The organism is Flavobacterium filum DSM 17961 (assembly GCF_000425465.1).
GTDB lineage: Bacteria > Bacteroidota > Bacteroidia > Flavobacteriales > Flavobacteriaceae > Flavobacterium > Flavobacterium filum.
The window spans coordinates 16,115-38,669 of the sequence record NZ_AUDM01000013.1; the positions used below are offsets into that span (position 1 = coordinate 16,115).

Annotated in this window: 22 protein-coding genes; 9 read left to right on the forward strand and 13 right to left on the reverse strand. The window is 34.4% G+C overall.

The annotated features are described in order from the left end of the window. Window positions 1-41: 41 nt before the first annotated feature. Genes H601_RS0109070 through H601_RS0109085 form a run of 4 tightly spaced genes read right to left on the reverse strand, consistent with a single transcriptional unit; the run spans window position 42 to window position 4,837 of the window. Window positions 42-1,856, reverse strand: a complete 1,815-nt coding sequence (locus H601_RS0109070) for a chloride channel protein (RefSeq protein ID WP_026711220.1) — start codon at window positions 1,854-1,856, stop codon at window positions 42-44. Between the two features lie 30 nt (window positions 1,857-1,886). Further along, complete coding sequence (locus H601_RS0109075; RefSeq protein WP_026711221.1) at window positions 1,887-2,564, reverse strand: DNA alkylation repair protein; 678 nt, start codon at window positions 2,562-2,564, stop codon at window positions 1,887-1,889. Between the two features lie 9 nt (window positions 2,565-2,573). Beyond that, window positions 2,574-4,256, reverse strand: coding sequence for a gamma-glutamyltransferase (ggt, locus tag H601_RS0109080; protein ID WP_026711222.1), 1,683 nt, complete (start codon window positions 4,254-4,256; stop codon window positions 2,574-2,576). Then, window positions 4,253-4,837 (reverse strand): acyl carrier protein phosphodiesterase, encoded by a 585-nt coding sequence (locus H601_RS0109085; protein WP_026711223.1) that lies wholly within the window; start codon window positions 4,835-4,837, stop codon window positions 4,253-4,255. Before H601_RS0109085 ends, ggt begins: the two co-directional genes overlap by 4 nt. 117 nt (window positions 4,838-4,954) lie before the next feature. Here H601_RS0109085 and glmM point away from each other — a divergent pair, with 117 nt between their 5' ends. Together glmM and def are read left to right on the forward strand one after the other, a co-directional pair. Beyond that, window positions 4,955-6,355 carry a phosphoglucosamine mutase gene (glmM, locus tag H601_RS0109090; RefSeq protein WP_026711224.1) on the forward strand — a complete coding sequence of 467 codons (1,401 nt, stop codon included), beginning with the start codon at window positions 4,955-4,957 and terminating at the stop codon, window positions 6,353-6,355. Between the two features lies 1 nt (window position 6,356). Further along, complete coding sequence (gene def / locus H601_RS0109095; protein WP_026711225.1) at window positions 6,357-7,004, forward strand: peptide deformylase; 648 nt, start codon at window positions 6,357-6,359, stop codon at window positions 7,002-7,004. On the opposite strand, the gene H601_RS0109100 is transcribed toward def, so the two are convergent. Next, window positions 7,001-7,420 carry a 5-fold beta-flower protein gene (locus H601_RS0109100; RefSeq protein WP_026711226.1) on the reverse strand — a complete coding sequence of 140 codons (420 nt, stop codon included), beginning with the start codon at window positions 7,418-7,420 and terminating at the stop codon, window positions 7,001-7,003. The genes def and H601_RS0109100 overlap by 4 nt on opposite strands. Before the next feature lie 105 nt (window positions 7,421-7,525). On the opposite strand from H601_RS0109100, the gene H601_RS0109105 reads away from it, so the two are divergent. Beyond that, entirely contained in the window at window positions 7,526-9,007 is a 1,482-nt protein-coding gene (locus H601_RS0109105) for an aminotransferase class V-fold PLP-dependent enzyme (RefSeq protein ID WP_026711227.1), read from the forward strand. Here the strand turns inward: H601_RS0109105 and H601_RS0109110 are convergent. Beyond that, entirely contained in the window at window positions 9,004-9,879 is an 876-nt protein-coding gene (locus H601_RS0109110) for a lysophospholipid acyltransferase family protein (RefSeq protein ID WP_026711228.1), read from the reverse strand. The two genes, H601_RS0109105 and H601_RS0109110, sit on opposite strands and share 4 nt — an antisense overlap. 100 nt (window positions 9,880-9,979) lie before the next feature. On the opposite strand from H601_RS0109110, the gene H601_RS0109115 reads away from it, so the two are divergent. The 5 genes from H601_RS0109115 to H601_RS0109135 all read left to right on the forward strand — a co-directional run bounded on the left by H601_RS0109115 (window position 9,980) and on the right by H601_RS0109135 (window position 16,594). Further along, on the forward strand, window positions 9,980-10,621 hold the full coding sequence (locus H601_RS0109115; RefSeq protein ID WP_026711229.1) for a rhomboid family intramembrane serine protease: 642 nt from the start codon (window positions 9,980-9,982) through the stop codon (window positions 10,619-10,621). Between the two features lie 61 nt (window positions 10,622-10,682). Beyond that, window positions 10,683-11,366 carry an SIMPL domain-containing protein gene (locus H601_RS0109120; protein WP_026711230.1) on the forward strand — a complete coding sequence of 228 codons (684 nt, stop codon included), beginning with the start codon at window positions 10,683-10,685 and terminating at the stop codon, window positions 11,364-11,366. 170 nt (window positions 11,367-11,536) lie between these two features. Next, window positions 11,537-13,393: a DNA topoisomerase IV subunit B gene (locus H601_RS0109125; protein ID WP_026711231.1), complete on the forward strand. Its 1,857-nt coding sequence runs from the start codon at window positions 11,537-11,539 to the stop codon at window positions 13,391-13,393. 69 nt (window positions 13,394-13,462) lie between these two features. Then, window positions 13,463-13,837: a GxxExxY protein gene (locus tag H601_RS0109130; RefSeq protein ID WP_342663350.1), complete on the forward strand. Its 375-nt coding sequence runs from the start codon at window positions 13,463-13,465 to the stop codon at window positions 13,835-13,837. A 57-nt stretch (window positions 13,838-13,894) separates the two neighbouring features. Beyond that, complete coding sequence (locus H601_RS0109135; protein ID WP_026711233.1) at window positions 13,895-16,594, forward strand: DNA gyrase/topoisomerase IV subunit A; 2,700 nt, start codon at window positions 13,895-13,897, stop codon at window positions 16,592-16,594. Between the two features lie 73 nt (window positions 16,595-16,667). Here the strand turns inward: H601_RS0109135 and H601_RS15530 are convergent, their stop codons facing one another. The 7 genes from H601_RS15530 to H601_RS0109175 form a co-directional block, all read right to left on the reverse strand. After that, window positions 16,668-17,105, reverse strand: a complete 438-nt coding sequence (locus H601_RS15530) for a DUF4252 domain-containing protein (RefSeq protein ID WP_051220711.1) — start codon at window positions 17,103-17,105, stop codon at window positions 16,668-16,670. A gap of 71 nt (window positions 17,106-17,176) precedes the next feature. After that, entirely contained in the window at window positions 17,177-17,956 is a 780-nt protein-coding gene (locus tag H601_RS0109145; protein WP_026711234.1) for a TerC family protein, read from the reverse strand. 32 nt (window positions 17,957-17,988) lie between these two features. Further along, window positions 17,989-18,357 (reverse strand): hypothetical protein, encoded by a 369-nt coding sequence (locus H601_RS0109150; protein ID WP_026711235.1) that lies wholly within the window; start codon window positions 18,355-18,357, stop codon window positions 17,989-17,991. A gap of 189 nt (window positions 18,358-18,546) precedes the next feature. Beyond that, on the reverse strand, window positions 18,547-18,771 hold the full coding sequence (locus H601_RS0109160; protein ID WP_026711237.1) for a DUF6095 family protein: 225 nt from the start codon (window positions 18,769-18,771) through the stop codon (window positions 18,547-18,549). Between the two features lie 53 nt (window positions 18,772-18,824). Continuing rightward, window positions 18,825-19,640, reverse strand: coding sequence for an N-acetylmuramic acid 6-phosphate etherase (gene murQ, locus H601_RS0109165; RefSeq protein ID WP_026711238.1), 816 nt, complete (start codon window positions 19,638-19,640; stop codon window positions 18,825-18,827). Between the two features lie 172 nt (window positions 19,641-19,812). Next, on the reverse strand, window positions 19,813-20,547 hold the full coding sequence (locus H601_RS0109170) for a ZIP family metal transporter (RefSeq protein ID WP_026711239.1): 735 nt from the start codon (window positions 20,545-20,547) through the stop codon (window positions 19,813-19,815). Further along, the gene (locus tag H601_RS0109175; RefSeq protein WP_051220712.1) at window positions 20,547-21,311 is read right to left on the reverse strand and encodes a class I SAM-dependent methyltransferase; all 765 of its coding nucleotides are present in this window, start codon (window positions 21,309-21,311) and stop codon (window positions 20,547-20,549) included. The genes H601_RS0109170 and H601_RS0109175 overlap by 1 nt, the downstream gene beginning before the upstream one ends. 71 nt (window positions 21,312-21,382) lie before the next feature. On the opposite strand from H601_RS0109175, the gene H601_RS0109180 reads away from it, so the two are divergent. Continuing rightward, window positions 21,383-22,552 carry a THUMP domain-containing class I SAM-dependent RNA methyltransferase gene (locus tag H601_RS0109180; RefSeq protein ID WP_026711241.1) on the forward strand — a complete coding sequence of 390 codons (1,170 nt, stop codon included), beginning with the start codon at window positions 21,383-21,385 and terminating at the stop codon, window positions 22,550-22,552. The last annotated feature ends 3 nt before the right edge of the window (window positions 22,553-22,555 follow it).

The window sequence follows — 22,555 nt, forward strand, 5'->3', positions numbered from 1 at the left end:
ATCGTTTGGATATAAAAAATATTCTATCCGATATTAAGAAATTATTCGATAATCATATTTTTCAATCGAACACGATAAGCTTCTAAAATTGAGGATTTTGATAACAATCCAATAACTTGATTGTTTTTTAAAACCGGAAGAAATTCTTCCTGCGATCGATCAAATTTTTCCATGATGGTATCCATCGTTTCATCATAATTGATTTGCTCTTTTGGCGGACGCATGATATCCTGAAGTGGTGTGAATTTTACTTTATAACTATTGAATAAATAGGGTCTAATTTCTTCAAAATTGACAATACCAATCAATTCATTAGTATCATTTATAATTGGAAAAACAGATTGATTGTAATTCGATACTTTCTGAACCAATTCTTCTAATGAATTGGATAATTTCAATGTTTGAATATCCATCCTGATTAAATTGGATGGCGTAATTCCGGAGAGGATATTTCGATCTCTGTCTTCGGTAAATACATCTCCTTTGGCAGCCAAATTTTTTATATCAAATGAATACGGTTCATAGCGTTTAGAAATAGCAAAGCTAATAGAAGAAACCACCATTAGTGGGACCATCAAACTATAACCACTCGTAATTTCTGCAATTAGGAAAATAGCAGTAAGCGGAGCATGAAACAAACCACTTAAAATACCAGCCATTCCAACCAAAGTAAAATTACTTACCGGAAGTTTAAACCCAATTTGATTGAAAAATGTGGCCACAACAAAACCCAAATACGAACCCACAAATAGGGAAGGAGCAAAGTTGCCTCCGTTTCCACCACTTCCAATGGTAATACTCGTGGCATATACTTTTATGAGCATAGTAGCTCCCACAAAAAGGAGTAAAATCCAACTGTTTTCTTTGAAATGTTGCAAAACAGTATTGTCTAATATTTGTTGTGGATTGGTGTTGGCTAATATTTTGATACTTTCATATCCTTCACCAAATAAAGTGGGAAAAAAGAAAATGAGTATCGCCAAAAGGAAAGCACCAAATAAAGCTTTACGGATGGGTTTTATTTTTAACTTTTCAAAATAATGTTCAATTTTACGAAAAGTACGAGCATAATTTATCGATACAAATCCGGCAAAAACACCCAATAAAACATAAAAAGGTAAGTTGTGATAGTCAAAACTCAATTGTTTACTGAATGAAAATAAGATTTCATCTTTCAACAAAATTGTGGATACAATCGCACCTGTTGCTGAGGAAATCATAATGGGAATAAAAGCAGTGATGCTCACATCCATTAAAACCACTTCAATGGCAAAAAGCACTCCGGCAATGGGAGCGTTAAAAGCAGCAGCAATTCCGGCAGCCACTCCACACGCCAAAAGCAGCGTTCTGTCTTTGTAACTTAATCGATAATTTTGAGCAAAATTACTGCCAAATGCCGCACCGGTTATGGTAATAGGTGACTCTAATCCGGCCGATCCACCCATACCAACGGTAAGCGAACTCGTAACTATTTGTGCATACATTTGCTTTTTGGGCATGATTCCCGATTTTTTAGCCACCGCATACATGATTTGCGAAGTCCCTTTTTCAATAGAACCATCTAACACTTTTTTAACTACAATTGCAGTAAGAACAATTCCAATGATTGGTAGTGTACTATTACTGTAGGGCAAATGCAAAATCGAATCGATGTATTGAGCAAAAATATAGACCCAGTGGGCAAATGTTTTCAATACAATTACAGCAATTGCGGCTGAAACTCCCACTAAAAAACAAGCCAAATAAATAAATTGTCGAGGAGTAAGAAATGATTTTAAGTAAAAAATAAATACTTCCAGTCTTCTGAAATTTTTTCTGAAGAAGTTTTTGAAAGGCGATTTTTTATGGTTTGTCATTTGTCAATAATGAATTACAAATGTAAATAATTATGTCCATTTTTGTAGGTTTCGAATAGCTTCCTTTCTACTTAATGGTTTTAAATTCGTGCTATTTACGTAAATCGTAACGCCAATTGAGTTATACCTACTGTAATCTCTAAGAGCCCATCCAATGGCTTTTTGAATAAAAAATTCATTTGAATGTTTATGTTTTTCACATTCTGATTTCAACAATTCAAAATCAGTTTTCTTTTTATAATTCAATTGAAATAAAATGGCACTTCTGTTCAGCCACAAATTTTCTGAATTAGAAAATCGCTCAATAACTTTAAATGTTTGTTCCGGAAATTTTAAAAGATAATTTCCCAAAAGGTATTTTGCCAATAAATCAACACTATCCCACCAAGAATGGGTTGTGAGCCATTTTTCAATTAATAAATCGTCTTCTTTTTTATACTGTCTTTTTATTTCTTGAATCAAGATTTCCATTCCACAATAATGAAATTCGCGTTCTTTTTTATTGAAAAGAGACCAACATATTGACCTAAAATCAGATTTTATTTCTGGATGGTTTTTTTTCCATAAATGTTTTAAAATTGCTCTTCTGTTCTCAGTTTTTATTCCCAAAAATGTAAAATTATTTTTCATATACGCTTCCATTTTAGTTGCGTTTTCTGCATTGTAATGAACAAATAATTCCTTTTCAAGTTCTTGAATAAAATTCATTATATTAATTTAAAATCCAACCGCATTATCATCGCCTCTTTTGTCTGCTCCACCTTCATATTTTCCATCAGGCAGCACTAAAATAGCGTCCACTTTTCCGAGAATTGGTGTGGCTTTTTCGTTGATTAGATATTTTTTCATTTTTAACGATTCTAACAAATCAGATGAAAAGCAATTGGGTTCAAAAATGACTTCATCAGGCAACCATTGGTGATGAAAACGAGGAGCGTTTACGGCTTCTTGCATACTCATATTGAATTCGGCCACATTTAAAAACGTCTGCAAAACCGAAGTGATAATGGTTGAACCACCTGGAGTTCCCAAAATCATAAAAAGCTTTCCTTCTTTTTCCACAATTGTAGGTGTCATCGAACTCAACATTCTTTTTTGAGGAGCAATACTATTGGCTTCAGAACCCGTTAGTCCAAACATATTAGGTTCACCGGGTTTTGCTGAGAAATCATCCATTTCATTGTTTAAAAAGAATCCTAATTCGTCACAATATAATTTTGAACCATAGGCATCATTAATAGTGGTAGTAGCAGAAACAGCATTCCCAAATTGATCTACAATTGAATAATGAGTTGTTTCCGTACTTTCGGAAAATTGAACGTTTCCATGTGAAATTTCATTAGATTTGGTAGCTTCTTCAAACGAAAAAGTTGACATTCTGTTTTTTAGATAAGCATCATCCAAAAGTTCTTTACTCGGAATTTTTACAAAATCAGGGTCGCCCAAATAATGATTTCTGTCGGCGTAAGCTCTTCGTTCCGCTTCCACCAAAAGTTGAATATATTTTTCTGAATGATGTTCCATTTTATCGACTTCATAGGGTTCAATCATTTTTAAAATTTGACCTAAGGTAATTCCGCCACTGCTGGGTGGAGCCATTGAAATGAGTTTATAATCTTTATATTGAAAGGTAATAGGGTTTCGCCAAATCGCTTCGTACTTTTCTAAATCTTCAAGTGTAATTATTCCACCTTTCGATTGAATATAATTGACTAAAGTTTTTGCTGTTTCGCCTTTGTAAAATTCATCTCGACCGTTTTTGGCAATTTGTTCCAACGTATTGGCTAAAGCAAAATAACGAATCGTATCTTTTTCTTTAAAAACTTTGGCAAACAGTGTTTTATCTCCATTTGCTTTAACAATAGCTTCACGATATTTGTGTAATCGTTCTTCTTGTTTTTGGGTTACTACAACTCCTTTTCGGGCTAATTCAATAACCGGTTTTAAAATGGTCTTTATTGGTAATGTTCCAAATTTTTCATGTACAGCAAAAACGCCGGCAATCGTTCCGGGTACTCCAACACTTTTAGCAGATTCGGTGCTTAAACCTTTAATTACATTTCCGTTTTCATCCAAAAACATAGTTGAAATAGCGGCCAATGGAGCTTTTTCACGGTAATCTAAACTTCCAACTTTACCATTATTTTTTCGATACACCATAAATCCGCCACCGCCAATATTTCCGGCATAGGGATAGGCTACAGCCAAAGCTAATTCGGTGGCAATCATCGCATCAAAAGCATTACCACCTTGTTTCATAATTTCTATTCCAATTTGAGAAGCTTCCTCTCGGGCAGAAACCACCATGGCTTTTTCGGCAACTAATCCGGTTGGAGTAATGGTTTGCTCCGTTTTGCATCCCATCAAAATCAATAAAAATAGAAATGAAATATTTCTCATAAAGTAGCTAGTTTTTCTTGGCAATGGATTTGTAATTCTTCAAAAAAAGTAGTGAATTCTTCTTCAAAATCGATATAAAATTCTTTTAACTCATTGATAGATAGATGCATATCAACTCGGTTTTTAGTGCGATGATCCATTTGAAACAAAATCATCGATAATCCTTCAATGGAAGCATAACTCACCAACCAATTTCGGGCAATCATGTAAGGCATCATTCCTTTGGTTTTATCAGTTAAGATGTCATAATGATTTCGCAAATTTTCATAAAAATCATTCGCCACTTTTTCTAAAGATTCATTAGCATAATTGTTCCAATTCTTAGCCAAAAAATGATCATAAAAAATGTCAATAATTACACCGGAATAATGTCCGTATTTTTCGTGCAAACGGTGTTTACTTTTTCTAAATATATGATGAGCATCGGTAAAGGTATCAATTGCTCTATGCAAAATGATTCCTTTCTGAACTTCAGATGGATAATTCAAATAATCGTGACCACGAATGCCATCGGCCATAAAGTTGCCAATTTGAATCAATTCATTATCACCGGAAAGAAAAATGTGAGCTAAAAAATTCATTTGTCTAAAGTAGGAATTAATTCTTAAAAAATTGAATTTTAAATCACATTTACACCATTTCAATTCTTTATCTTTGTCCTGTTTTGAATTAAAAAGTATTAAAAAAAGATATATTCTATGACATTAATTAAATCAATTTCAGGAATCAGAGGAACAATTGGCGGAAAAGTAGGAGATAATTTAACTCCGGTGGATGCGGTAAAATTTGCTTCGGCTTATGGGACATTTTTAAAAGCGGGAAGCGGGAAGATGGAAGCCGGAAGAAAGCTGAAAGTTGTAATTGGTCGTGATGCCCGAATTTCCGGTCCGATGATTCATAATTTAGTGGTGAATACGTTGATTGGTTTAGGTATTGATGTCATTGATCTAGGACTTTCTACAACACCAACCGTTGAAATTGCTGTTCCACTAGAAAAAGCAGATGGTGGAATTATTTTAACTGCATCCCACAATCCAAAACAATGGAATGCATTGAAATTATTGAATGCAAAAGGTGAATTTTTAAGCGGAGCTGAAGGGGCTGTGATTTTAGAAATTGCTGAAGCAGAAGCATTTGATTTTTCGGATGTGGATAGTTTAGGCGAAATTACTGTGAACGATGCGTATATGGATATTCATATTGATGAAGTGTTGAATTTACCTTTGGTAGATGCAGAAGCCGTTGCCAAACGTAAATTTAAAGTGGTGGTTGATGGCGTAAATTCTTCCGGCGGAGTTATCATTCCTAATTTATTGGAACAAATGGGTGTTGAAGTTGTGAAATTATACTGCGAACCAAACGGTCATTTTCCACATAATCCGGAGCCATTGAAAGAACATTTGGGTGATATTTGTGAATTGGTTGTGAAAGAAAAAGCCGATTTCGGTATTGTAGTTGACCCAGATGTAGATCGTTTAGCTTTCATTTCGAACGATGGAGAAATGTTTGGCGAAGAATACACACTGGTTGCTGTAGCTGATTATGTGTTGAGTAAAACTCCTGGAAATACAGTTTCTAACATGTCGTCTTCAAGAGCGTTACGCGATATTACCGAAAAACACAACGGAAAATACCAAGCTAGTGCTGTTGGCGAAGTGAATGTGGTAGAATTGATGAAAGCGACAAATGCCATTATTGGTGGCGAAGGAAACGGCGGAATCATCTATCCGGAGTCGCATTATGGACGTGATAGTTTGGTTGGAGTGGCTTTGTTTTTAACACATTTAGCGAATTTAGATGTAACGGTGGCGGAACTTCGTGCTTCGTATCCTCAATATTACATGAGCAAAAACAAAATTGAACTAACTCCCGAAATTGATGTGGATGCAATTTTGGTGGCGATGACGGCAAAATATGCTCACGAACAAATTTCGACTATTGATGGTGTAAAAATTGATTTTGCTACAGAGTGGGTGCATTTGCGAAAATCGAATACAGAGCCAATTATTAGAATTTATACAGAAGCTCCAACACAAAAAGAAGCAGATACATTGGCTTTACGAATCATTGACGAAATTAAAGCCGTAATTGTTAAGTAAGATGAAAAAATCGATTTTGGTTTCGTTTTTGTTGATTTCGATGGTAACTTTTTCGCAAAAGTTGACCAAAGAAGAAACTGATTTGATTCTGTCAGCCGATTCAACCCAAATGTTTAAAGTAATTCAAATTACTGAACCAAAAGAGTTTACAATTTTGAAAGCCGTTTCAACGGATGTTAACCCAAAAGACAAATTGCTACCAATTATTGCTAAAAGAATGTATTTGGCGATGCGAAATCCCGAAAATCCGGGAATAGGGATTGCCGCTCCGCAAGTGGGAATTAATCGAAATTTATTTTGGGTGCAACGCTTTGATAAACTGGGTGAACCATTTGAATTTTATATCAATCCGAAAATTGTTTGGCGGTCAGAATTACTACGTAAAGGAATTGAAGGTTGTTTGTCTATTCCTGAAGATAGGGGTGATGTCTATCGAAATTATACTATCAAAATCACCTATTTTGATTTAAAAGGAAATTTTAAAGAAGAAATAGTGGAAGGTTTTACAGCCGTGGTTTTTCAACATGAAGCCGATCATTTAAACGGAATTTTGTTTACCGATAGAATTATTGAACAGTCTAAATGGGACGTTCAATCGATAAATAATGATGTGAATTTGTTTTTGAAAAAGAAACTAAAACGCAATTAATTGTCAAATTTAAAAAAGAAAAATACCACGGCAGCCCATTCTTTTTTGATACCTTTTGCATAACCAATTGTGGAATAATTATTATTTTGAACGGTTCCATCGTCTTTAATATATCCTAAAGTAGAATAGTTGTTGTTTTGAACTGTTCCGTTTTCTTTCACATAACCAACCGTTGAATAATTATTGTTTTGAATGGTTCCGTCTTTTTTGATGTAACCAATGGTGGAATAATCGCTATTCTGAATTGTTCCGTTTTCTTTGATGTAGCCAACGGTTCTGTAATTGCTGTCTTGAATTGTGCCGTCGTTTTTAATGTATCCGGTTGTTCCGTAATTTTTGTTTTGAATAGTCTGCCCAAAGGAAATAATTCCATTTAATAAAAAAATAACCAAAAAAAACACTAAAGCTTTTTTCATCTTTTTAAATTTAGAATTATAAAGATACCTAAATTTTGTTTCGTAAAAGTGTAAGTTATTTAAAAATGGAGTAAAAAATGTATATTTGTACAAATCTTTTTTCGCATGACTACAACGGAAGAAACTACACAATTGGAATTGTATTTTCAGCAATTTCGTGAAAATATAATTGGAATCAATCAGGAATTTGTTTCGCCTTTTGGCAAGCAAAAAATGGTTTATACTGATTGGACTGCTAGCGGAAGACTGTATCGACCAATTGAAGAAAAATTGATGAATGATTTTGGTCCGTATGTAGCCAACACGCATACCGAAACTACGATTTCAGGAACGGCGATGACGATGGCGTATCATCAGGCAAGAAATATTATCAAAAAACATGTGAATGCCAATGAAAATGATGTGTTGATTACTGATGGAACAGGAATGACCGGAGTAGTCAATAAGTTTCAGCGAATTTTAGGTTTACGAATTGCTGAAAATTTAAAAGAGTTTACCGAAATTCCAAAAGCAATTAAACCTATAGTGTTTATTTCACACATGGAACATCATTCAAACCAGACTTCTTGGTTGGAAACGATTGCCGATGTTGAAGTAATTCCTGCAGATGAAGAAGGCCTTTTTTGCCTAAATGAATTTAAAAAATTAGTCGAAAAATATAGTGATAGAAGTTTCAAAATTGCTTCCATCACATCTTGTTCTAATGTAACGGGAATTAAAACACCTTATCACGAAGTAGCTAAAATTATGCACCAAAATAACGGTGTTTGTTTTGTTGATTTTGCTTGTTCCGGACCGTATGTTGATATTGATATGCATCCGGATAATGAAGGTTATTTAGATGCTATTTTCTTTTCGCCACACAAATTTTTAGGCGGACCAGGAACCTGTGGAGTGTTGATTTTCAACAAAAATTTGTATAAAAATAATGTGCCTGATTGTCCTGGAGGTGGAACTGTTTCATGGACAAATCCGTGGGGCGGACACAAATACATCGACAATATTGAAGATAGAGAAGACGGAGGAACACCTGGTTTTTTGCAAGTTATTAAAACCGCATTAGCGATTCAGTTGAAGGAAAAAATGGGTGTTCAGAATATTTTGGATCGCGAACATGAATTGGTTGAATATGTTTTTGAGCAACTTGGAAACGTTGAAAATTTAACCATTTTAGCCAATCAACACAAAAACCGTTTGGGAGTAATTTCATTTTACATTAATGATTTACATTATAACTTAGGTGTAAAAATTCTTAATGATAAATTTGGAATTCAAACACGAGGAGGTTGCAGTTGTGCCGGAACATATGGTCATTATTTATTACATGTGGATGAAGAAACTTCGAATGATTTGATTTGCCAAATTACCTCGGGCGATTTAATCAAAAAACCGGGATGGATTCGAATGTCAATTCATCCGACTACAACAACAGAAGAAATTAAATTTGTGTGTGAAAGCATCAAACAATTAGCTGCAAATCATTCGGATTGGGCTATTGATTATGTTTATGATGGAAAATCAAACAACTTCCGTCACAAAAACGATTTGGTTTTAGAAAAGGAAATGGTGAAAAACTGGTTTATCTAAGAAGATTTTCGATGTTTAAATCGTTTGTGCGTCCACAAATAATACTCAGGTGCTTCTAAAATTTGTTTTTCTGCCATGTTCATATACAATTGAGAAATTTCATAATCAGGAAATGATCGTGGTTGGTCTGTAATTACTTCAAAAGTTGCTTCATAAAAGCCCCTTTTTACTTTTCGAATGTGCATGTACATCATCGTCATGTCAAATTCTTTAGCCAAAGCTTCTGCACCGGATTGCAAAGGTGTTTCCACACCAAAAAAAGTTCCCCAGTTTCTAATTTTGGCCGCTTTTGGCGATTGATCACTAGCAAATCCATACAGTGAAGGAATATTATTTTTATGGTTTTCTTTCATTTTATCAACAGTTTCCTGAGTTGTCAATAAATTGGCTCCAAATTTTGATCTAATTTTTCGTGCCAATTTGTCAAAATATTGATTGGCAATTTTTTTATAAACCAAATACGATTCAAAATTAAGTTTATTGTTAATGGAAACAGACCATTCATAACTAGCATAATGGCTGGTCATCAAAATGATACTTTTTCCTTTTTTTTCCATTTCTTGCATCAAAGCTATATTTTTAACTGTAAAATGCTCATCCATCGTTTTTTCAGAAATAGTCAAGGTTTTGATCATCTCTAAAAATAAATCACACATGTGATGATAAAACTTTTTTTCAACAATTAATCGCTCTTTTTTAGTCGCTAAAGGCATTGCTATCGACAAATTTTGACGCACAGTTTTTTTTCGGTAACCGATAATATAGTATACAATTACAAACACAAAATCAGAAAAAATATAAAGTAGGCGAAATGGTAAGATGGAAATAATCCAAAGTATCGGATAAACAAGTAGGTAAGCGATGAATTGCATGATTTATTTTTTGCAAATATACGGTATTTACTATTTTATAACGGTTTTATTGACAATAGATAGGGAAACAATTACTATTTTTACGGTTTAAATTTTAGCTATGAGTATTGCATTAATTGTCTTAATTGCTGCAAATGTTTTAATCAGTTTTAAAGCATTTGAAGATGAATATTTTTTTCGAAAATATGAATTTCACATTGGAAGTATTCGGGCCGGACAACATATTAGAATGTTGAGTTCAGCATTTTTACATGTGGATATTGCACATTTGGCATTTAACATGCTTACTTTATATTTCTTTGCTCCGGTGGTTACCAGTTTTTTAGGAACTCCTTCCTTTTTAATGATTTACTTGGGAAGCTTACTTTGTGGTAATTTGTTAACACTACAATTTCACAAAGATGAATATCATTATCGAGCAGTTGGAGCTTCAGGAGCCGTTACCGGAATTTTGTATTCAGCTATTTTATTGCAACCGGGAATGAATTTGTATATGTTTTTTATTCCTATTCCCATTCCGGCATACATTTTTGGAATTGTTTATTTATTATATTCTATTTATGGAATGAAATCCAGAACAGATAATATAGGTCATACGGCTCATTTTGGTGGTGCAATTGGAGGTTACTTAATTACGTTGTCAAAAGAGCCTCAGTTATTTACAGAAAATACGTTGATGGTTATTTTATTGGCTATTCCAATTGTAATATTATTCATCATGGCTAAAATGGGTAAAATTTAAATTTTAATTTCATTTTTGGCATATAAATTGACTATGTATAATCAACTTTAAAATTAACATCATGAAAAAGTCTATTTTTCTATTACTAACTATTTTTGTAACAAACATGAATGCACAAGAAAGCAAGTTTACCCCTCATATTGCTGTTACCGGAGAAGGCAAAGTTACTGTTCAACCTGATCAAGCAGTAATCAATTTTGGTTTTCAAAATACCGGAAAAGATGCCGCTGAAGTTAAAAAAATGAATGATGAAACGGTAGATAAAGTAATGAAGTTTATCAAAAAGTTTGGTATTCCTTCAACTGATGTGCAAACTACAAATGTGAGTTTACACAAATCGTATGATTATGATAAAAAGAAGCACAATTATCAAGCATCCCAATCTATTACCATTACTCTAAAAGAGTTAAAAAAATATGATGAACTAATGATGGGATTGGTTGACAATGGCATTAATAACATTAGCAACGTTGAATTTAAATCTTCCAAAATAGAAGAACACAAAGTAACAGCCAGAAAGCAAGCTATTTTGGACGCGAAGAAAAAAGCCGAAGATTTTGCAACGGCTTTGAATCAAAAAGTGGGTAAAGCAATTGTCATAACGGACAATTCACAGCCAATTTATCAACCTCCGATGTACAAATCAGTAAATTTTGCTAGAGATGAATCATCATCTCAAGAAACATTAGCAATAGGTGAAATTGAAATCTCTACAAATGTTTCTGTTACTTTTCAACTCGATTAATTTGAATTCATATTAACTACACAAACTGTTGAAGAAATTCAGCAGTTTTTTTGTTTTTAATAGACTGATAGGAATGAATAGTGTCAATATTATTCTTAATAACTTTCATGTTTTTTGTTTTTAAAATTTTGCTTTATCCGCTATATTAGCAGAAAATCCATATTTCCGCTATGTCAGAGCAAAATCAATATAATGAAGACAATATCCGTTCCCTCGATTGGAAAGAACACATCCGAATGCGACCCGGTATGTATATCGGAAAACTCGGAGATGGTTCGTCGCCCGATGACGGTATTTACATCTTACTCAAGGAAGTACTCGATAACTGTATCGATGAATTTGTCATGGGTGCCGGAAAAACCATCGAAGTTACGATCAAAGATAAGCTAGTTACGGTTCGCGATTACGGTCGTGGAATTCCGTTAGGAAAAGTCGTTGATGTTGTTTCCAAAATGAATACCGGAGGAAAATATGACTCCAAAGCCTTTAAAAAATCTGTAGGTTTAAATGGAGTGGGTACCAAAGCCGTCAATGCGTTATCCAATTATTTCCGTGTAGAATCGGTTCGTGATAACCAGCAAAAAGCGGCGGAATTTTCGGCTGGAAATTTAACGATAGAAGAAGACGTTCAAGAATCAACCAAACGTCGCGGAACCAAAGTTGCGTTTGTTGCCGATGAAGCGATTTTTAAAAACTATAAATACCGTAATGAGTATATCATCAAGATGCTCAAAAATTATTGTTACCTCAATACGGGTTTGACAATTTATTACAACGGTGAAAAATATTATTCCGATAACGGTTTAAAAGATTTATTGGAAGAAAATATTACCGAAGAAGATATGATTTATCCAATCATTCATCTTTCGGGTGATGATATTGAAATTGCCTTAACGCACAGTAAATCGCAATATTCCGAAGAATATCATTCCTTCGTAAACGGACAAAATACCACGCAAGGAGGAACGCATTTGAACGCATTTCGTGAGTCGATTGTGAAAACGATTCGTGAGTTTTACAAAAAAGATTTTGATCCGTCAGACATCAGAAAATCAATTGTTTCGGCTATTGCAGTTAAAGTAGAAGAACCGGTTTTTGAAAGTCAGACCAAAACGAAATTAGGTTCTACTGATATTGGTCCGAGTGGGCCAACAGTACGAACATTCATTAACGATTTCGTTTCCAAAAAGCTGGATAATTTTTTACATAAAAATCCGGAAGTAGCGGATGCTTTGTTGCGAAAAATTCTTCAAGCAGAACGAGAACGTAAAGAACTTTCCGGTATACGGAAATTAGCCAAAGACCGTGCGAAAAAAGCGAGTTTACACAACAAAAAATTACGCGATTGTCGTGTGCATTTAACCGATGCTAAAAATCCTAGAAGTTTAGAAAGTACTCTTTTTATTACCGAGGGAGATTCGGCTTCGGGTTCTATTACCAAAAGTCGTGATGTAAATACGCAAGCTGTGTTTAGTTTACGTGGAAAGCCTTTGAATTCGTATGGAATGACTAAAAAAATTGTGTATGAAAACGAAGAATTCAACTTATTACAAGCTGCTTTAAATATTGAAGAATCAATGGAAGATTTGCGTTACAACAACATCGTAATCGCTACCGATGCCGATGTTGACGGTATGCACATTCGCTTGTTGTTGATTACGTTTTTCTTGCAATTTTTCCCCGAGTTAATCAAAGACGGACATTTATATATTTTGCAAACCCCGTTATTCCGTGTTCGAAATAAAAAGGAAACCATTTATTGTTATTCGGAACAAGAACGAGTGGATGCCATCGAAAAATTAAAACCAAAACCGGAAATCACCCGATTCAAGGGATTAGGAGAAATTTCGCCCGATGAATTTAAGAATTTTATTGGCGAAAGTATTCGATTGGATCCGGTTATGTTGGATAAAGCCACTTCCATCGAAACCTTGTTGGAATTTTATATGGGTAAAAATACGCCGGATAGACAAGAGTTTATTATCAATAATTTGAAGGTGGAGTTAGATGTTGTTGAGAAGTCTTAGTAGCACAAAGTTGCACAATGTTTGGCACAAAGTTGCACAAAAAAATTAAGAAAACGGAATTAAACTACTATGATTGAAGAAAATGATATTAGCAGAATTGTTTTGGATTGTGCTTTCAAAGTACATACTAAATTAGGTTCTGGCTTATTTGAAAAAGTTTACAGAGAATGTTTAGCTTATGAATTACAAAAATGCGGTTTGAAAGTTGAACAAGAAAAATCATTTCCAGTGATTTATGAAGAAATAAAAATGGATTGTGGTTATAGAGTAGATTTAATTGTTAATAATAAGGTTATTGTTGAATTAAAAGTAGTTGAAGATTTTACAATTGAACATACTGCTCAGTGCTTGACTTATATGCGACTTTCAAAATGCAAATTAGGCTTGTTATTAAATTTTTATAAAAAATCATTAAAAGACGGTATTAAAAGATTAATTATATAAACATTGTGTTACATCGTGATAAACTTAGTTAAACTTTGTGCTACAAATAAATCATAAATGAACGAAGACGAAGAAAACATCATCCCAGACGATGAAAACGAAGAACTGAACGAGTCGAGCGAGGAACAAGGTTTTGACGACGTTCGCATGTCGGGTGGAAAGCATTTTTACGAAAACGACGAAAATCCCGAAGATACCATTACCAAAGTAACCGGAATGTACAAGGATTGGTTTCTCGACTATGCTTCCTATGTAATTTTGGAGCGTGCGGTTCCGGCTATTGAAGACGGTTTTAAACCCGTGCAACGCCGTATCATGCACTCTATGAAAGAACTTGACGACGGTCGTTACAACAAAGTGGCGAATATCGTTGGTCATACCATGCAGTATCACCCTCACGGAGATGCGAGTATTGGTGATGCCATGGTGCAAATTGGTCAGAAAGATTTGCTCATCGACATGCAAGGAAACTGGGGAAATATCCTAACCGGAGATAGTGCTGCAGCTTCTCGTTACATTGAAGCCCGAATTTCAAAACTAGGTCACGATATTTTATATTCTCCAAAAATTACAGAATGGGGAATGTCCTATGATGGTCGTCGTGCAGAACCCGTAAATCTTCCGGTGAAATTCCCACTTTTGTTAGCTCAAGGGGCAGAAGGTATTGCCGTTGGTTTATCCACGAAAGTGCTACCGCACAATTTCAACGAATTAATTGATTGCTCGATAAAGGTTTTGAAAAATAAACCGTTCACGTTATATCCCGATTTCCCTACTGCCGGAATCGCTGATGTTTCCAACTACAACGACGGAATGCGTGGCGGTCGTGTTCGTGTGCGTGCCAAAATTTCGCAATTGGACAAACAAACGTTGGTAATTACGCAAATTCCGTTTTCCACCAACACAGGAACGTTGATTGACAGTATTCTGAAAGCTAACGAAAAAGGTAAAATTAAAGTCAAAAAAATTGAAGATAACACGGCTGCCGAAGTTGAAATTTTAATTCATCTTCCGCCAGGCGTTTCTCCTGATAAAACGATAGATGCGTTGTATGCGTTCACCGCATGCGAAACTTCGGTTGCTCCGTTAGGTTGTGTAATTGAAAACCATAAACCGTTGTTTATCGGTGTTTCGGATATGTTGAAAATTTCAACGCATCGAACGGTGGATTTACTAAAACGAGAGTTGGAAATTCAATTGGATGAATTGGAAAACAAATGGCATTTTTCAACGTTGGAAAAAATCTTCATTCGTGAAGAAATGTACATTGATTTCAAAATGTATTCCGACCGAGAATCGTTATATGCGTATATGTATGATCGATTTAAACCGTTTTTAAATTCTTTTGTTCGAGAAATTAATGATGATGATTTGCAGAAATTAACGCAAATTCCGATGATTCGTATCACGCGTTTTGATTCGGATAAAGCCGATGATGCTATTGCAAAGTTAGAAGCAGAAATGGAACAAGTGAAACATCATTTGGATCATATTATTGATTTTGCGGTGGATTTTTTCCTTAAATTAAAAGATAAATACGGAAAAGGAAGAGAACGTCTAACGGAATTGCGAAGTTTTGATACGATTGAAGCAACGAAAGTAGTTTTGCGAAACACGAAATTATACGTAAACAAAGAGGAAGGTTTTATGGGAACCGGACTCAAAAAAGACGAATATGTGGCCGATTGTTCCGATATTGATGATGTGATTGTTTTTCTCCGTGATGGAAAAATGATGGTGACGAAAGTAGATGACAAAAAATTCATAGGAAAAGACATTATTCACATTGCCATTTTTGATAAAAATGATAAACGTACCATTTATAATATGATTTATCGTGATGGAAAAAATGGTTCCACATTCATCAAACGATTCAATGTTTCCGGTGTTACGAGAGATAAATTCTATGATTTAACGCAGGAAAAAGCCGGTTCAATGGTTTCCTATTTTTCCGCAAATCCGAATGGTGAAGCGGAAGTAGTAACGATTTTACTTCGTCAAGTTGGAAGCATCAAAAAATTGAAATGGGATTTGGATTTTGCTGATATTGCCATTAAAGGAAGAGCTTCTCGCGGAAACACCGTAACCAAATATCCAATTAAGAAAATTGAATTAAAGGAAAAAGGAATATCCACTTTACGGCCAAGAAAAATTTGGTTTGATGACACGGTTCAACGTCTGAATGTAGATGGAAGAGGGGAGTTGTTGGGTGAATTCCGTCCGAATGATCGAATTTTAGTTGTAAATCAATCCGGAAAATTGAAAACCATTATTCCTGAACTCACAACACATTTTGATGAAGATATGGTGGTGTTGGAAAAATGGCATCCTAAAAAACCGATTTCAGCTATTTATTATGATGGCGAAAAAGATCGTTATTATGTGAAACGATTTTTGGTTGAAAATGAAAATAAGGAAGAAATTTTTATTTCGGAACACGAAAAATCGCAATTAGAAATTGTCTCCACCGATTGGCGTCCGGTTGCCGAAGTAATTTTTGCCAAAGTAAAAGGTGTACAAAAAGAAAATCAAACAGTTGATATTGAACAATTTATAGCTGTAAAAGGAATCAAAGCACTTGGAAATCAATTAACTACAGATAAAATTAAGCAAATCAATCTGTTAGAACCCTTACCTTTTGAAGAACCGGAAGAAGAAGCTCCCGAAGAAATGGAAGTTGCGGGCGAAGACAATGTTTCCGATGATATTCAAACCGAATTGGATGATGATGGACAGATAACGTTAAGTTTGGATTAGTATATATTCTTAAACAAGAAAAAGGTTCGCACCGAAAATAATTTCTTGCGAACCTTTTTAATATAAATAATAATTAACTCAACGAAAGTTGAAAAATGACCGATTCGTTATCACCGGAACCTTCTACAAACATAATGAGTTCTGAAATTTCATCTTTTTTTCCGCTCTTTACTAAAAATTCTACTTCTTTTCCTCCGTCATTTATTCGCATTAATTCTTCAAATTCTTTCGATTTACGGTACTTTCCGGCAATTGCTTTCATTTCATTGCGTTGCGAATTTCCGGTAGAAGTGTACATTTTAAACGATTTTATTCGATCAATAAAATCCATTACTTTTTTGTCTTCAGTAGTCAAGTTTTTCTTGTCGGATACTTTTCCAATAAGTGAAAATAATCCTTTGCTTACTACAACTTTGGTTACATTTTCATCTTTATCTAATTTTTCAAAAGATTGAGCTTGAGCAGAAAAAGCTAGAAAAGCTAAACAAAAGCTTACGATTAATTTTTTCATAATGAGTTGTTTTTTGATTAATAAAAGGGAGACGATTCAGCTTTTATTTTGTTACAAACTCATTTCAAAATTTATTTTAATTCGTTTTTCTTTCGCATTTTCATATTAATAAACTCCACTGCTAGTGAAAAAGCAATAGCAAAATAAAGATAACCTTTTGGAACGGCTCCCACGTGTTGTCCGACTAATTCTGCATTAGATAAGTGCATACTTTCGGTAATCAACATAAATCCGATTAAGATTAAGAAAGCCAAACCAAGGATTTGAATAGATGGATTTGCGTTTACGAAATTACCCACCGGAATAGCAAAAAGCATCATTACACCAACCGAAATGACTACTGCTGTTACCATAATATACAAAGCACCTTCAACACCATTCGTCATTCCAACTGCGGTTAAAATACTATCCACAGAAAAAATTAAGTCAATCAAAAGAATTTGAAAAATCACATTTCCAAATGATTTTGCGGCAGAAGTTTTTAATTCTTTTTCTTCAACACCTTTATGATCAACTTTTTCGTGAATTTCTTTCGTGCTTTTATAAATTAAAAATAATCCACCAAAGAAAAGAACCATGGCTTGACCAGTAAAACTTCCACTAAACCAACCCCAATCGACGGAAAACCAAGGAGCTTTCATGGCAATCAAAATAGTGATTCCGAAAAGTAAAGCAATCCGCATGAACATGGCTAAAAATAAACCTAAACGTGTGGCTTTTTTGCGTTTTTCTTCCGGTAATTTTCCGGTTACAATGGAGATAAAAATGATGTTATCGATACCTAGAACAATTTCTAGAAAGGTCAATGTTAAAAGAGCAACCCATGCATCGGGATTTGCAAATACTTCCATAAATGTGATTTATTTTATGTTTTTTTACGCAATTAATTCACTTTTGTTACAACGCCTTTTTGTTTGTTGGAATCGCCCACAAATGAATATTCAAATGTATAACTTTTTTCCTCTGTTGTTAAGATTTTCATGTGTATGGCTTTTTTTTCTTTCATGCCTTTAGGATGAAGCTTTTGCAAGACAAATTCACAATCATTAATCCATCGAACAGAGGAAGTATCTGTTTTGCCTCGGAAAGTTTCTATTTGTAAGCTATCGTTTCGTTCAAAGACTGAAATTTCTTTTTTGCCATCAATTTCCTGCTCAAATTGAAATTTTCCGGTTTTAAAATCGGTGCAATTGCGTTCTTGTTGGTAGCAGGAAATGAATAGTAAGCTTAAAATTGGTAATATTTTTTTCATTTTAATTGTAATATAGAAAGAACATTATAATAAGTATTAAAATCAATAAGTTAAATAATCCATAGGTAATTAAATTACGGTTTTTATATTTTTCAGACATTTCATCATTTAATTTTGATTGACAAAATTTGATTAAAATCCAATAAATTAAAGCACCTATATCAGCAAAAAAATGTGTATTACCTATTTTCATAGATTTTCATCAAACAAACTTTTCATGATAATTTGAATTCCTTTGAACATTAGATAAACAGAAGTAATACATATTAAAATTCCCATACCTAAAACGATATAATGTATCCAAGTATGTTTATTCATAAAAGCATTGTGTATGAGAATTGGTCCCAAAAACATTAATGGAATCGCTCCAACGCTATATTTTAATCCTTTAAAAAGGAGTTCTTTGTTGTCCATATTTTTAAGTTGCTAAGGTTCAGAGTGACTGAGTTTCTGAGGTTGATTACTATTTACTGAGACTGATAACTCTCCACCGCTTTCCGTACACTACCAAACTTCTCCAATAAAACTCCTGCTTCTTCATAACTCACCGGAATTTCACTCATAATCATTCGAATACCACGATCCACTAATTTGTTGTTGCTCAATTGCATATCCACCATTTTGTTGCCTTTCACTTTTCCAAGTTGAATCATCGTAGCGGTTGAAATCATGTTTAAAACCAACTTTTGAGCCGTTCCGGCTTTCATGCGTGAACTTCCGGTTACAAATTCCGGACCAACCACAACTTCAATTGGAAATTTAGAAACGTGTGAAAGCGGACTTCCTTCGTTGCAAGTAATACAACCGGTTGGAATGTTTTGCTGATTGCATTTTTCCAAACCACCAATAACATAAGGCGTAGTTCCGGAAGCGGCAATTCCAATTACAAAGTCATTTTGATTGATTTTGAAATCCAATAAATCTTTCCAAGCTTGTTCTGTATCATCTTCGGCAAATTCTACTGCTTTCCGAATGGCTTTGTCGCCACCGGCAATAATTCCTACTACCAAATCAAATGAAACTCCAAACGTTGGCGGACATTCCGAAGCATCTACAACGCCCAATCTACCTGAAGTTCCGGCTCCAATATAAAAAAGTCGTCCGCCATTTTTTAATTGACTAACTACTTTTTCAACCGTTTTTTCAATTTGTGGCAACGCTTTTTCAACCGCTAATGGAACGGTTTTATCTTCGTTATTGATGCTTTGCAATAATTCGGAAACCGACATCTTTTCCAGATGTTCGTATTTTGAGGATTGTTCGGTGGTTTTGGTAAAAGACATAGTGCAAAATTTCACTCAAAGATACGAGATTTTCATTTCTCGCAAAGAAGCTAAGTCGCAAAAGAAAGTTGCTGAGTTACTGAGTAGCTGAGAAACTTAGGTTTTTTAGTTTTTGAAGATGAAATTTAGCGTAATTACAAAAACCGACAACTGACAACCGATAACGGGTAACTCAATGCGAATGCCCCATTTCCATCACATAAGCCAATAAAAATCCTAACACAATCATCGTGATTTTGGCTAAATTGAATTTGTGACCTTCATTACTTTCAAAAATAATAGTAGAAGAAATATGAAATAATATACCCACCACAATAGCCGAAATTTCTTTGGAATAATGTTGTGCAAAATGCAATTGTTCCGCTAATAATGTTCCTAGTGGTGTCATTAATGCAAATGAAAACATAAAGGCAAAAACCATCATTTTATTCATCTTTGCATTCACAAAAAATAGCGTTAGAATAATAGCAATAGGGAAGTGGTGTACCGCAATTCCATACGCCAAATTGGTGTTTTCGTGAATCGGAAAACCTTCTAACAACGCGTGAATACACAAACTGATAAACAACAACCACGGAATATGATGTACTTCATTATTTTCATCAGTATGCACGTGAACGTGACCGTGTTCGGCACCTTTGGAGAAAAATTCAAGAATGATTTGGAATAAAATCCCAATCATGATAAAAACACCAACCGGAAGTGTGTAATGTTTGTGTTCGCCTTCGTGTACGTGGTGATGACCTTCGTGAAATAACTCAGGTAACAAATGCAAAACAGTTAGTGAAAGCAAAAAAGCTCCACTAAAAGCTAGTAATAATTTGATGTTTTTTTTCTTCTGCGGTTTTAAAAATAATGCGATTAAAAACCCAAAAATAACGGCCGAAAAAGTGATAATGTATTGCATTATTTAAAAATCATAATTAAACGTTCAGATTGCGATTTGTAGAATTTTCGGAGTTTATAGTCGCCAAAAACATCTAATAAATAGATTCCGGCTTCATCCATCATTTTTTCAAAATCAGAAAGGCGAAGAGCTTGTACTTTTTCGGTAAAATGAAATTCTTTTCCTTGATCCGAAAACGAAATTTCTTTATAGATATGATTGTCTTTTTCATATCGCTTAATATGAAAATCGATCCCTTCTACAGTTTTAGTTTCTTTCGGTATTAAATTTTCCAAAACAAAATCTACATTCATAAAATCAATCACGGCAAATCCATATTCCGTCAAACTATCTCGAATGGCTTTTAACGTAATTAAATTATCAGCATCATCCTCAAAATAGCCAAAGCTGGTAAACAAATTGAAAATGGCATCGTATTTTTCATCAAAAGGGATTCGCATGTCATGCACTTTGAAATGCAATTTTTCATTAGAAGATTTTGAGGCTTCTGTAATGCTGTTCTCAGACAAATCAGCCCCGGTAACATCATAACCTAATTGATTCAAATAGATGGAATGACGTCCTTTTCCACAAGCTAAATCTAAAATTTTGGCTTCTTCCGGTAAGTTCAAATATTCGGTAAGATTATCCATAAACAATTGAGCCTCTGCATAATCTCTATCTTTGTAAAGAATGTGATAATAAGGTGTATCAAACCAAGAGGCATACCAATTATCAGTAATTGGAAATGGGTTTTGAGGTATGAGTGGTTTCGATTCTGACATTAATTGGTTAGATGCTTTAAGAACGTGCAAATTTAGTGTATTTTTGCCAAGTTTTACAGTTTTATACAATCATGGAGAAGAATTTTAAGATGGTGGCCAAGACCTTTTTTGGTTTTGAAGAAATTTTAGCGAAAGAAGTGCAACAATTAGGCGGACAAGATGTACAAATCGGAACGCGTGTGGTAACTTTTTACGGTGATAAAGGATTTATGTATAAAGCTAATTTGTCGTTGCGTACAGCCCTTAAAATTTTAAAACCTATCAAAGGATTTAAAGTATTCAATGAGAAGGGGTTATATGACAGTGTTTCAAGTATTGATTGGAGTCAATATATGAATGAACATCAAACTTTTGTGGTGGATGTTACGTTGTATTCTGAAGCGTTTAATAACTCCCAATTCGTGGCTTTAAAAACCAAAGATGCAATTGTAGATCAATTTAGAGCTAAAACCGGTGTTCGTCCGAGTATTGATAAAGATTTTCCGGATTTGCGAATACACATTCATTTAGACCGCGACCAATGTACGGTTTCTTTGGATACTTCCGGTGATTCGTTACACCACAGAGGATATCGCTCAGCTACGAATATTGCTCCCATAAACGAAGTTTTAGCCGCAGGAATGTTATTGTTATCCGGTTGGGAGGGAAAATCTCATTTTTTGGACCCAATGTGCGGTAGCGGAACTATTTTAGCGGAAGCCGCCATGATTGCGTGTAATATTCCGGCAAACATCAACCGAAAAGAGTTTGCTTTTGAAAAATGGAACGATTGGGACAATGATTTATTTGATCAAATTATTGATAGTTTGATGAAGAAAACCAGAGAATTTCATTATACCATCAAAGGTTTTGACAAAGCTCCAAGTGCCGTTCGTAAAGCCCAAGATAACATTCAAAATGCCAATTTGGAAGATTACGTTACCATTGAACAAAAAGATTTTTTTGCATCAGAGAAACAAACGGAAGGTCCGCTACACATGGTTTTTAATCCACCGTATGGGGAACGATTGGATATTAATATGGAAAGATTTTATAGAGAAATTGGCGATACATTCAAACAAAGTTATCCTAACACACAAGCTTGGTTTATTACCGCCAATTTGGAAGCCTTGAAATTTGTGGGTTTAAAACCTTCCCGAAAAATCAAATTATTCAACGGAAAATTGGAAGCCCGATTGCTGAAATATGATATTTACGAAGGTAGTAAACGAACAAAGTTTCAGAATAGGGAAGAGGAATAATTG